Below are 12,714 nucleotides of genomic sequence, written 5' to 3' on the forward strand. Positions count from 1 at the left end.
TTCCTCCTATACCAGTTCCCGTTTATCATAGCAAATGGTTTCCGCCGTTGATATTGACTCTGTAGGGCTTTTTATTCAATAATCATTTTCTACGCAAACACTTCTTACAAATTTCTATCAGCCGTTTGACGTTACAAACTCATGCACATCCTCCATTCCTAAACTTGATCGGACTGACCCCGACTTCGCTTTTAAATATCTTTGCAAAATAGTTCTGCCCGGAAAATCCAACCGCCTCTGCGATCTCTGCTGCGGTTTTGTTTGTCGTGCGCAGCAAACGCTTCGCCTCCTGAATGCGTACATATTCCAAATAACGGCTGTAGGTCATCCCCAGCTTCTTTTGAAACAGTTGACTTAGGTAAGATTTATTTAAATGTGCTGCCACGGCTACTTCATCCTGCCGCAGCGGCCTCCAGTAGTTATGTCGGATATAATCCAAAACCTGCACGATCGGTTCCGATTCGTCATGATTGCCCTTCAGTTTGATCTTCAGCATACAGATGCCGAAGTTTTCAAGCGCCCCTTCCATTGCAGACGGGGAATCCGCTTCCATGATCTGCTCCACTACCGTACTTTGGCCGCTGTCGTAAATCCGATCGCCGCCGTTTTCTTCCAGCCCCGGCTCGAAAGCGTACAGCAACCGCATCACCGCATTTTTGATGCTGGATGGGCGACAGAATTCCGCATGCGCCTTCTGGACAAATTCTTTCAAGCGCAGCACGGCTTGATCAAAACAACAGACGCAACACAGCTTTTCTATTTCCCTCCGGCAGGCTTTCAGTTCGTTTAAGGGTACGCTTCTGCTGATACCGGGCAAGGACTGATGATAATATTGGCACGCACGCATCCTTGTCATGTTATTTTGCAGCTCGGCGCCGAGCTGCACCGTATTTTCGCAGGCTGCGCTGATATGTGTCAAAATAGCAAATCCAAATTTCGCGTGTAGCTGCTGCGCAAATTGTGTAAACCGTTGTTCCAGCGCTTGCGTTTGTTTTTCCTCCAGTAAAAGCGTAAAAATGCTCTGTGGTACGGAAAAAACGTGTCCCTCCCAGCCGCATTGCTTCATGCAGCTTAGAATGGCATCATGCTGATCCAGCAGAGACATGTTGAGCAATTTGGATACATCCATACTGAACAGGATCATCCCCACCCCTGTTGTCCGCTTGGGAAACAGCTCCTGAAAATACTTTCTATCCAGATCCCCACACAAAAGGCGCTCTAAAAATGCGTTATTTCTTTTCAGTCTTTCCGCCTTGATCTCATATACCGCGTTAATCCGAGGGACTGCGGAATGTTCGGCTGTACGTATCTGCGGTATGCCGGCTCTCCACTCCCCCTGACTGCTTCGCATCCGATCCGTTTCAGGCATGACACTAAACGGATAGATCTGAAAAGAAGCCTGTTTCCCTTTGCTTGCGAGCCGTATGTTTTCCAAAAGCTACACCTCCCTATTTTGTCGTCTTCATGCGTTTTATTTTTTACTTTTTAATTTATAAATATATATTAAGTTTTTATTTACAAAATGTCAATGCTTATCCCATTGCCGAATTATACTGATTTTGCAGCTAAAGTTTATATAATTTCACCATTTTTCATATAGCAGCCCAACTATTTTAGGATGCACTAACAGCTTTTCCCTAAAAGCTTCCGCCTTTTTAAGTGCATACAAAAAAGATCAACGCCCACAGGACCCATTCTCCTGCGGGCGTTGATCGATCGCTAATCAAATAAATTTCTCTGAGACCCTGTCATCATAAGCTTCCTTGGTCTGCCAAACAATGTTCAGCTGCTTTTGCAGTTCCTCATCAAAATGTACGTTATATGAAATTTTCGTATGGTTGTGAACCATATGGAGCGCTTCTTCCGTTTGATGGTTTTCCAAACAGTCCACAATACGCAGATGCTGTTCCAGCCCTTCTTTCAAGTTATCCGGCGAGGTGACGTGTAAGGTTTGCCATAGCTGTATCATCAAAATGATACGGTTATAGAGGGAATATAAAAGCTTATTCTTCCCAATTTCAATAATTTTTAAATGAAACTGTGCATCAAGCGCATGACGGCGCAGTATATCCCCCGCTTCATTGGCGGCGATACAGGCCTCTGCCAGCTCGCGCAGCTCGGCAAATTCGCGGATGCTGCCATTATATATGGCCAGCGGAATGGCAAGTTCATCATGCTGCCACCGCACCAGCGCAAGCTCTTGAACCGCATTTTCATCAATGACCGTCACCGTGGCGGAGCGGTTGGGGGTGATTTCAATCAACCCTTCCCATGACAGTAATCGAATGGCTTCTCGCACCGGGCCTTTACTAATGCCAAGCGTTGCTGCGATCGAGCTTTCCGGAATCTTCTCGCCCGGCTTGATCTGCAAGGTTAAAATCATATCGCGGATATATTCATATACTTGCTTTTTGATGCTGATATCTTCTATCTTGGCCATATAGTCACCCCTTGTACATTTATTATTATAAATATCATACCACACGTAATCTCCCGTAACAAGAAGGATTTTCAAGTGAATTTAATAGAATATGTATAATTTTTTCTTTTCAATCTAGTATTTTTGTCCAACAATCCGCCATGGAAGGGTATGAAGACTATTTATGCGAACGGACAGCGCTTCGCCGCCGCGAGGGAATTTTTCTAATTTGTCTAAACAAAAGCTATATACAATTTTATTTTTTCTATGTATTGTATATCTCGAAATATATTTATATTTCTATTTTATAATAATAAATTCAACAAAGGAGATGCTATTTAGGATGGGGAATCAATTGAGCAAACAGCTTGCACAAACCATGTATAGAGACATGTACAAGATCCGCCGGTTTGAGCAGGAAGTATTTGAGTTTTACAAAACCGGCCGCATGGCCGGTCTGGCGCATCTTTATATCGGCGAAGAGGCAGTTGCCGCCGGCGCCTGCGCGGCCATCGACTCCCGCGACTTCATTGGCTCCACCCACCGCGGACACGGCCATTTAATTGCGCGCGGCGCAGATATGAGCCGTATGATGGCAGAAATTTTGGGCAAAAAAACCGGTTACTGCAAAGGCAAAGGCGGATCAATGCACATTATGGCAATGGATCTCGGCATTCTCGGCGCCAACGGCATTGTCGGCGGCGGCATACCGATTGCCACCGGCGCCGGTTATAGCTGCAAATACCGCGGCACGGATCAGGTCGTACTCTGCTTCTTCGGCGACGGCGCGTCCAACGAGGGCACATTCCATGAGAGCGTCAACATGGCGGCGGCATGGGACCTGCCGGTTATATATATTATTGAGAACAATCTTTACGGCATCACGGTGGACAGCCGCCGAGTGACCAAAGAGCATGATTTGGCCAAGCGTGCCATTGGGTATGACATTCCGGGCTATACCATCGACGGCAACGACGTGGCAGCCGTATATGAAACCGTTCGGAAAGCGGTGCAGGATGCGCGCGGCGGCAAGGGTCCGTCTATTGTGGAATGTAAAACTTACCGCCACCACGGTCACAACGGCAGCGATCCGGGCACCTATCGTCCGCCGGAGGAACTGGCTGCATGGAAAGCACGGGATCCGCTGGATCTTTTCAAGCAGAAAGGCTATCTGGACGAAGCGGAAATGCAGGCGATTCAGACAGAGGTGGACCAAGAAATTCAGGTCGCCTGCAAGTTTGCCGACGAAAGCCCGTATCCCGACGCCTCGGAACTAATGGACGATATTTTCTGCGATTAAGGAGGGGAATACAATGAGAAAAATCTATTATCGCGACGCTGTTTTGGAAGCGATTGATGAAGAAATGGCCCGCGACCCGATGGTCATGATGATTGGCGAAGATATCGGTGTTGGCGACGGCACATGGCGGTGCTCCAAAGGGCTATACGAAAAATACGGTGATCTGCGCATGAAGGATTCTCCCATCAGCGAAGCCGGTTTCGTTGGTATGGGCATCGGCATGGCTTTGACCGGTATGCGCCCCATTGTTGAAATCATGTTTTCTGACTTCATGCTGGTGGCAATGGATCAAATCGTAAACCAGATGGCTAAGGTATGCTATATGTCCGGCGGACAGAAGGGCGCCCCGATGGTAATCCGCACGACGATCGGCGCGGGCCGCGCCGCCGCCGCCCAGCATTCGCAAAACTTAAACGCGGTGATCGCGCATTTCCCGGGCAGTAAAATTGTCATCCCCTCCGATGCATATACCGCGAAGGGGCTGCTCAAAACCGCGATTCGCGACAACAACCCCGTTATTGTGGTGGAACACCGCAAGCATTACAGCATGGAATTCGATATGCCGGATGATGGGGACGAAAACCTGCTTCTGCCCATTGGCAAAGCCGCGATTGTCCATGAAGGCAATGATATTACTGTTGTGGCGAACTCTTTTCAGGTCGGCCAGTGTGTGAAGATCGCCAAGCGTTTATCCGCAAAGGGGGTCAGCGTCGAGGTGATCGACCTGCGTACGCTGGTGCCGATGGATAAGGAAACCATCATCCAATCGGTCAAAAAGACCGGCAGGCTGCTGATCGTGGACGAAGGCTATACCAGCTTTGGCATCGGCGCGGAGATTTGCGCAGCCGTCCAAGAAAATGTTTTTTATGATCTTGACGCGCCGATTATGCGTCTGAGCGAGCCGGATGTTTCCATACCATTCAGCCCTGCGCTTGAAAAGCTGGTTGTTCCAAACGAAAAGACCATTCTTGCAGCCATTCAGAAGCTGGTACAGGGGGTATAAAAATGGCAAAGGTAATCGTAATGCCTAAATTGGGCTATACACAGGACGAAGGACAAATCGCGCAGTGGCACAAGCAGGTTGGCGATAAGGTTGAAGCGGGAGAAGCGTTCTTTGACGTTCATACGGACAAGTCGGTCGTCACGGTTGAGGCCAGCTGCTCCGGCACCCTGTTGAAAATTGCCCTTGAGCCCGGAGAGACCGTTCCGGTTCTTACGCCGATCGCCGTTGTTGGCAACGCGGACGAGGACGCGGATGCAATTTTAGCGAATTATGTGACCAAAACCGCGGCGGACGCGCAGGACGACGCGGATCTCGACGACCTACCGGAGGAACAACCCACGGCAGAAGCGGCGGCCGCTCCCGCGGAAAGCTTGAAACTGACGCCGCGCGCGCAGAAGTACATACAGGAAAATAACCTTGACTCCGCTTCTATCGCCGGGATCAAAGGCACCGGTTTCGACGGCGGCATTACGGAGCGAGACATCAAGGCATCGCCGCTTGCCCGCAAGCTCGCGGCCGCGCAGGGCGTTGCGCTGGACAGCCTGACGGGAACGGGCGCAAACGGCAAGGTGATGAAGGCCGACGTCGAGCACGCCGCCGCTGCGCGGGCCGTGCAATCGACCGCAACGCCCGACCTGCTGGTAGAAAGCGAAACGCCCTACAAGGGTGTGCGCAAGATCATTGGCGACCGCCTGTCCCAAAGCAAATTTACCGCGCCGCACCTATACTTCACAGATGGCGTGGATACAACCAACCTAACAGCCTTCCGCAAACAGCTCAACGAACAAGGAACCGTCAAGTACGCGGTTTCCGACCTGTTGGTCATGGCGGCGAGCAAGGCGCTGCGCAAATTCCCGGGTATCAACTCCGCACTGGTCAAGGATCAGATCATCACTTACAAAAGCACCAATATTGGCATCGCTGTCGCGGGCGACAACGGTCTGATCGTGCCGGTCGTCAAAAACGTACAGTTTAAAACCCTATCCGATATCGCGACCGAGACCCGCGATTTGATCGCCCGCGCCAAGCAAGGCCGCCTCTCGCCTGACGAGTACAGCGGCGGCACCTTCTCCATCTCCAATTTAGGCATGTTCGGCATCGGCAACTTTACCGCGATTATCAACCCGCCCGAGGCGGCGATCCTGTCGGTCAGTTCGGTCAGAAAAACGCCGGTTGTTATCACGGACGAAAACGGCGAGGACGCTATCGCCATCCGCCCCATCATGAACATTCAGCTTTCGGTCGATCATCGCATCATCGACGGGCTTCTCGCTTCTCAGTTTGTCGAATATATGAAGCAGCTGCTGGAAAACCCAGTCGCCATTTTACTGTGAGGTGAGCAGGTATGATTTACGATTATGATATTGCAGTCATCGGCGGCGGTCCCGGTGGGTACGTCGCCGCCATCAAAGCGGCGCAGCGCGGCAAAAAAACCTGTATCATAGAATCCACTTACATTGGCGGCACCTGCCTGAACGTGGGGTGCATCCCAACAAAGACGCTGATTAGGAACGCCAATCTCCTCCACGAGGTCAAGGAATCTGCAAAATTCGGCATAACCGGCGTTGCGGCGAATCAAATCGGGGTTGATATGAAAGCGGTACAGACGCGCAAAGAAGGCGTGGTCAAGCAGCTTACGCAGGGCGTCAAAAGCCTGTTGACTGCAAACGGCGCAAAAATCATAACCGGCTCCGCCCGCTTTATAGACGAGCACACCATCTCCATCGGAGGCAATCAGATCACCGCCCAGTATTTCATTATTGCGACCGGCTCCGCAAGCGTCATGCCAAGCTTTATCACGCTGGAAGGGGCCAATCATATTCTTACCAGCACGGAAATGCTTTCGCTCAACGCCCTGCCCCAGACAATCGCTATTATCGGCGGCGGCGTGATCGGTGTGGAGTTTGCATATTTGCTCCATAACATGGGCGTTAAAGTCACCGTGATCGAGCTAATGGAGCACATTCTGCCCATGGTTGACCATGAGATCTCCGACCGTGCAAAAAAACGCCTGTCAAAAGACGGCGTCGTCTTTCATCTGGGCGCGCGCGTGGAAAAAATATGCGACGACGCGGTCCATTTTACCGTGGGCGCCGAAAGTAAATCCGTGAAAGCCGACATGGTGTTCATGGCGGTTGGCCGCGCGCCCTATACGGAAGGGCTGGACGCTGGAAAAATCGGTATTGCGTTTGAACGGAACGCGATCAAGGTCGATGCGCAGCTCCGCACCAATATCCCGCATATCTTCGCGATCGGCGACGTCAATGGCAAAGTGATGCTCGCGCACACCGCTTCGGCCGAAGCGGAAACGGTGGTGGACTGCGTTTGTGGGAATGAAAAGTCCATGCGCTATGACCGTATCCCATCCTGCATCTACTTAGAGCCCGAGATTGCCTGCATCGGCCTGACAGAAGCACAGGCGCGCGAACAGTATGGCGACCGGATTCAGGTAGGTAAGTTTCCCGCCATTGCAAGCGGCAAAGCTCTGGTTGAGGGCGATACCGACGGTATGTACAAGATGATTCTGCACGGCGAATACGGCGAGATTTTGGGCGCGCATTTCTATGGCCCGCATGCAACCGAGATGATCGCTGAAATCGCGCTGGCGATGCAGACCGAAGCCACTGCCGACGAAATCATCGACACCATCCATCCGCATCCGACGGTCAGCGAAATGATCCGGGAAACCGTGCTTGCCGCATGGACGGGCAAAGCAATTCACAACCTCTAACATGCCCATATGACTTGAGGAAGGATGATCACTTTGCGTGCATTGCCTATGGAATATCAAACGCTTCCGTTGACCGCGGCTTATATTCTCCCAGCTTTTCGCGGAAAAAGCAAGCCCATTGGCTTCCCGATCGCGCGGCATTTGCCCGCTCCCTCCATCACGCGAAACGCATTTGTATCCGCATATTCCGACCTGCCCGCCGTTTGGATCGGTTGTTGTGAGAGCATGGGCGCATTATACGACCAGCTTCGTGCACTGCCGAAAAACACCTCGGTTCTGGGCATTGAAAATATCGGCGTTTTCTCGTGCGCCGAAACTCCCGCGCGTGCGGATGCGCTTCTGGAGCAATTCACCGGCTGCGATACGGTCGCGTCTGCGGAACCCGCGCTGCCGTACGGAGTCCTGCACGGACGCATTGCCGTAATCACCGGCGCAGCGCAGGGCTTCGGCAAGGGCATTGCGCAAGTGCTTCTCGATGCGGGCGCTTATGTTGTCCTGTCCGATATCAACCAGACAACGCTTGCCGCCACTGCACATGCGTTTTCGGAGCGGTATGGGCCGGACCGGGTTTATACCGTCATCGGAGACGTCTCCAGCGACGACGGCATCAGCCGGCTCTGTGAACAGGCGGTTTTGCATTACGGCGGTATCGACGTCATGCTCAGCAACGCGGGCATCGTCATAGCAGGCGATCTGGAAAACATGACTTCCGAGGTCATGAAAAAGATATCAGATATCAATTATGTCGGTTATTTCCGGTGTGTCAAGTACGCATCCCGCTTTATGAAAATTCAGTCGGCTTTTGATGCGGATTACACAGCTGACATTATACAAATCAATTCGGTTGCCGGCCTTATTGGATATCAAAAAAATTTCGCCTACTGCGGCAGCAAATTCGGCGCGCTTGGCCTTACCGAGTGCTTTGCGAAAGAACTGCTTCCCTATCGCATCAAGGTCAACGCCATATGTCCGGGCAATTATTATGACGGTCCCCTATGGAGCGATCCGGAAAAAGGCCTTTTTATCCAGTACCTAAAGGCCGGCAAGATCCCGGGTGGCAAAACCGTTCAGGATTCCATCGACTATTATATGCAAAAGGAACCGCTTCACCGAGGCTGCACCGCTGAAGACATTGCGCAAGCGGTCCTTTACTGCCTTGTTCAGCAGTTTGAAACCGGCGTCTATATCCCGGTGACCGGCGGCCTTGCAATGGGTTTCGTCTGACTGTTTCTCTCTTCGGATGACCAACCACAAGGAGCACTCCTGCCGGTTGGTCATTCGACTATCTATACCGCTGTTTTCACCAAGGAGGTGCCCATACCAATGCGTTATATTGAAACCTATTCCACCGATCCCTATTTCAACCTTGCCGCGGAAGAATATATTTTCGAGCGTATGGATCGTTCGCATGCATACCTGCTTCTTTGGCAAAACGATAACGCTATTGTCGTAGGCAAGTATCAAAACACCATACAAGAGATTAATTTTTCGTTTGTCCGTGATCATGGCATCCGTGTTGTACGCCGTTTGTCCGGCGGCGGCGCTGTCTATCACGATTTGGGCAATCTGAATTTTTCATTTATCACGGATGCGCAATCCGCGGATGAAATAAATTTCAAGGCATTTTGCATGCCTGTTATTCAGACTCTGCACTCGCTTGGGATTACAGCCGAGCTGAATGGACGCAACGACATTGCCATCAATGGTCAGAAAATTTCCGGCAACGCGCAGTATATCAAAAACGGCCGCCGTTTGAGCCACGGGACGCTTCTTTTCCACGCCGATCTTAACATCGTTTCTCAATCCTTGCGTGTTAACGCTGACAAAATCCGCTCAAAAGGAGTCGCCTCGGTTTCGAGCCGTGTAACGAATATCTATCCGCATTTGCCTACCAAGCTTACGCTGTACGAGTTTAAGGAAATTTTTCTCCGTCATATCCCATGCGGCGAGCATCTCACGCCTTATTCCTTTACGCCCGATGATGTGCAGTCGATCTGCGCTTTGCGCGATGAAAAATACCGCACATGGGAATGGAATTACGGCCGTTCCCCACAATATCAGATTCAAAAACAGCGTTATTTTGAAGGGTGCGGCACAGTGGAGCTCTCCATGTCCGTGGCGCAGGGCGGCGCGATCACCGGATTATCGTTTTTTGGCGATTATTTCAGCGTTTCCGATCCAACTGTGCTGGCGCGCGCCCTCGTTGGCATCCCCTGCCGCTTTGAAGCGGTATTGGCGCGCTTGTCCATGTTTGATGTCGGCTCCTATTTTCTTTCCCTTTCCGCCGAGCGGCTTGCGGCGCTTATCACTTCATAGAAGCCGTATCGTTTCGCAACCGCGGCCGTTGTTCGCCGCATCCCCATCGTCATTTAGACCCGCATCGGGAGGGGCGTATCCTTGACGATTATGCCGGAAAGGACAATGTTGGTTTTTACACCGGTCACATAGTTCAGTTCCGACAGCTGACTGACAAAGGCGTTGACGTCGTCAAGATCATAGGCCACCACCTTGATCAAGAAATCGAACTCGCCGGTGATGTTATTACACTCCATGACATAGGGCAATGTCATCAGATCCTTTACCAGCAACGGATAAGCGCCCGGCAGCTGGGTCTTTACCATCACAAAGGCGGTCACTTGCTGTCCCAGCTTTTTCTGATTGAGCACCACCGTGTAGCGGCTGATGATCCCGCTTTGCTCCATTCTATGAATGCGCTCTATGACGGCCGACACAGACATGTTCACTTCCTGCCCGATCGTTGACGCCTTGACGCGGGCGTTCTTTTGCAGGCGCTGTAATATTTTCAGATCTGTCGAATCCATAAGGCTCCTCCCTTTCCATTCCGCACTGGTTTTCAAAGTGCTTCATTAATCAGTCCAGTAAACATCATACCAACAAGATCACTAAAATAAAGCCGCCGCCCGTTGCCGAAGTAACAGGCGGCGGGTTCGCATAAAGAATGGAATACGCTATTGCTTACCGTAAGAATGGGAGTATTAAAAATTAAGGCTTAAAAGCAGATCGTGGTAGTAATCGGTGAGAGATGAGATCAAAAGCTAAGGTGTTGGAGGAATACAATAGCGAAAGATCCATTCTTATTGCTATAAGGCGTAACCGCAGACAGTTCCTGATCGTGCCACGGTTCTACATGCGCGGCGTGTTTAGAGGCCTTCCTTCAAGAAAGCGGCGATGGCCTCCGGCGCGATCTGCTGCGCGGACATTTGCGTGATCGGATCCTGCGCGATATATTGCAAGACTGTAATGATCTGATCCTCGGTGACGCCATACTGTCCCCAGCGCTTTATTCCAAAGCTTTCGTTAAACGAGCGTATGCGCTCCGAGACGCAGTCGCCGATCTGCTCAGGAGTCAGACCGTCCACATCGGCCGCACCGAATATTTTTGCGACGGTTGCCATCTTTTCAGGCAGCGCACGGCTTTCTTCGCGCACGATCAGCGGCATTGCCAACGCGCATGCGGCCCCGTGATGGATGTGCGCCAACGCGCCGACCGCATGGGCGATGGAATGGCCAAAATGCACGCTGCTGCGGTTAAAGGCCATGCCTGCCATGGTCGAGGCCGTCAGCAGCATACCGAGATCGTCTACCCGCGGCTCTTCGGTATATGCCTTGGGCAGATACGCAGCGATCATTTGGATCGCACCGAGCGCCAGAGCGTCCGAAATCGGGCTGGCGGCAACGCTGGTGTACGCTTCCAGACTGTGCGCCAGCGCGTCAAGCGCGGTCTGCGCAACCAACTGTAAGGGCAGCTTGGTGAGCAGGGCCGGATCGAGCAGCGCGATATCCGGCGCGGCATAACCATCCCAGAAGGGAAGCTTGCGGTTCGTTTCGGTATCGTAGACAACGCCGCCGTCCGTAACTTCGCTGCCCGTGCCGCAGGTGGTCGGAATCGTAGCGAGCACGACATTGCGGCGATTGGGTACTGCGTCCATACCAACAAAGTTTAAGATATCCCCCTCGTTGCTTAGCATGACGGCGATCGCCTTGGCGATATCCAGACAACTGCCGCCGCCCAGCGCCACGATCGCGGAGATCTTATGCGTTTGGGCGAATGCGGCGCCCTCCCTAATAATTTCGACCGGCGCGTCGGAGGCAACTTTATCAAAATTCGCGAGGATGTAACCGGCCGCGCGCAACGAATGCTCTATGTTGTCTACAAGGCCGGATGCCTTGACGTTTTTTCCATGTACCAACATAACGGTAGCGTTTGCGGGCACGCCGGCCTTTTGCACCATCTGCCCGATCAAAGCGGAGCACCCTTCTCCGTAGGTGATCATCGGCTGCGCATGAAACATGTATTGCATATGCTTTTTTCTCCTTTCCTTTTCACCCCTGTAATAAGATTGACAAGCTATTTCCCTTGCTTTATACTCATTATAAAGTCTAATATAATATGAGAGTCAAGGGGGAATTTGCATGGAAAGAGATAAAAATTCACTTTTATCGATCGGACAGCTATCCAAACTTACCGATGTTTCTATGACCTCGTTGCGCTATTATGACAAACTTGGGATTCTTCGCCCCGCTTACATCGACCCGCAAAGCGGATACCGCTATTACAGCTTTTCGCAGGGTTATATGGTATTTGCGATCCAGCAATGTGTTGCGCTCGGCATACCGCTCAGCAGCTTTGATTCGTTTACTCAAAACGACCAGCAAATCCTTTTCTCAAAGGTCATAGAGACGGGCCGTTCGGTTGCCGAACAGAAAATAGAAGAAATCAAAAGTAATTTAAAACGGTTGGAGGACGTGAAAGCCCTGATCGATCATGCTGAGAAATGCATAAACAGCCAAGGGGTGTATGACTGTATCATACCAGAGAAAACGTATTGGATCACAAAATACGAAGGCACTATGGGCAACCCTGAGTTCAGCAAAAAATTTATCAATACCTATTGTGGACTTATCAGACGCAATCAGAAACGTGGGGATGATTTTGGCATATTGGCGCTTGAGGAGAATAATATATTACAAAAATATCTTTATATACAGCTGGATACATCCTATAACGCCCCTCCCAAAGCGGCCAATGTATTGACGCTTCCAGCCGCCAGATACCGGTGTCTGGTCCAAAACGAAAGCAACATTGACAATGCTCCAAAGTTTTTTCCTGAACTATTTTGTTTGCACTATAAAAAAATCATTTTTGACACCGAATTATTTACCGGAAACTATAATTTTCAAGCGCCTATGTACGAATTGCGTTGCCTGCTGCCGGCGGACAATTAGCGCGCAAAAAGTGC

General features: G+C 51.0%; 11 protein-coding genes. 7 read left to right on the forward strand and 4 right to left on the reverse strand.

The annotated features are described in order from the left end of the window. Positions 1-139: 139 nt before the first annotated feature. On the reverse strand, positions 140-1,435 hold the full coding sequence (locus tag RWV98_RS10315; RefSeq protein ID WP_317860557.1) for a helix-turn-helix transcriptional regulator: 1,296 nt from the start codon (positions 1,433-1,435) through the stop codon (positions 140-142). A gap of 288 nt (positions 1,436-1,723) precedes the next feature. Continuing rightward, complete coding sequence (locus tag RWV98_RS10320; RefSeq protein ID WP_317860559.1) at positions 1,724-2,440, reverse strand: GntR family transcriptional regulator; 717 nt, start codon at positions 2,438-2,440, stop codon at positions 1,724-1,726. Between the two features lie 322 nt (positions 2,441-2,762). Here RWV98_RS10320 and RWV98_RS10325 point away from each other — a divergent pair, with 322 nt between their 5' ends. The 6 genes from RWV98_RS10325 to RWV98_RS10350 all read left to right on the forward strand — a co-directional run bounded on the left by RWV98_RS10325 (position 2,763) and on the right by RWV98_RS10350 (position 9,769). Further along, on the forward strand, positions 2,763-3,719 hold the full coding sequence (locus RWV98_RS10325; protein WP_317860561.1) for a thiamine pyrophosphate-dependent dehydrogenase E1 component subunit alpha: 957 nt from the start codon (positions 2,763-2,765) through the stop codon (positions 3,717-3,719). Between the two features lie 13 nt (positions 3,720-3,732). Then, positions 3,733-4,722: an alpha-ketoacid dehydrogenase subunit beta gene (locus RWV98_RS10330; RefSeq protein ID WP_317860563.1), complete on the forward strand. Its 990-nt coding sequence runs from the start codon at positions 3,733-3,735 to the stop codon at positions 4,720-4,722. 2 nt (positions 4,723-4,724) lie between these two features. Then, entirely contained in the window at positions 4,725-6,056 is a 1,332-nt protein-coding gene (locus tag RWV98_RS10335; protein ID WP_317860565.1) for a dihydrolipoamide acetyltransferase family protein, read from the forward strand. An 11-nt stretch (positions 6,057-6,067) separates the two neighbouring features. Further along, positions 6,068-7,453: a dihydrolipoyl dehydrogenase gene (gene lpdA, locus RWV98_RS10340; RefSeq protein WP_317860567.1), complete on the forward strand. Its 1,386-nt coding sequence runs from the start codon at positions 6,068-6,070 to the stop codon at positions 7,451-7,453. A gap of 33 nt (positions 7,454-7,486) precedes the next feature. Continuing rightward, positions 7,487-8,677: an SDR family NAD(P)-dependent oxidoreductase gene (locus tag RWV98_RS10345; RefSeq protein ID WP_317860569.1), complete on the forward strand. Its 1,191-nt coding sequence runs from the start codon at positions 7,487-7,489 to the stop codon at positions 8,675-8,677. 99 nt (positions 8,678-8,776) lie between these two features. Further along, positions 8,777-9,769 (forward strand): lipoate--protein ligase, encoded by a 993-nt coding sequence (locus tag RWV98_RS10350; RefSeq protein ID WP_317860571.1) that lies wholly within the window; start codon positions 8,777-8,779, stop codon positions 9,767-9,769. A 53-nt stretch (positions 9,770-9,822) separates the two neighbouring features. Here the strand turns inward: RWV98_RS10350 and RWV98_RS10355 are convergent, their stop codons facing one another. Further along, complete coding sequence (locus RWV98_RS10355; RefSeq protein WP_280962167.1) at positions 9,823-10,275, reverse strand: Lrp/AsnC family transcriptional regulator; 453 nt, start codon at positions 10,273-10,275, stop codon at positions 9,823-9,825. 339 nt (positions 10,276-10,614) lie between these two features. Beyond that, complete coding sequence (locus tag RWV98_RS10360; RefSeq protein WP_317860573.1) at positions 10,615-11,775, reverse strand: iron-containing alcohol dehydrogenase; 1,161 nt, start codon at positions 11,773-11,775, stop codon at positions 10,615-10,617. A 112-nt stretch (positions 11,776-11,887) separates the two neighbouring features. Between RWV98_RS10360 and RWV98_RS10365 the strand changes: the two genes are divergently transcribed. After that, on the forward strand, positions 11,888-12,700 hold the full coding sequence (locus RWV98_RS10365) for a MerR family DNA-binding transcriptional regulator (protein ID WP_280962169.1): 813 nt from the start codon (positions 11,888-11,890) through the stop codon (positions 12,698-12,700). Positions 12,701-12,714 lie beyond the last annotated feature (14 nt).

It is taken from the genome of Agathobaculum sp. NTUH-O15-33 (assembly GCF_033193315.1).
GTDB classification, from domain to species: Bacteria; Bacillota; Clostridia; order Oscillospirales; family Butyricicoccaceae; genus Agathobaculum; species Agathobaculum faecihominis_A.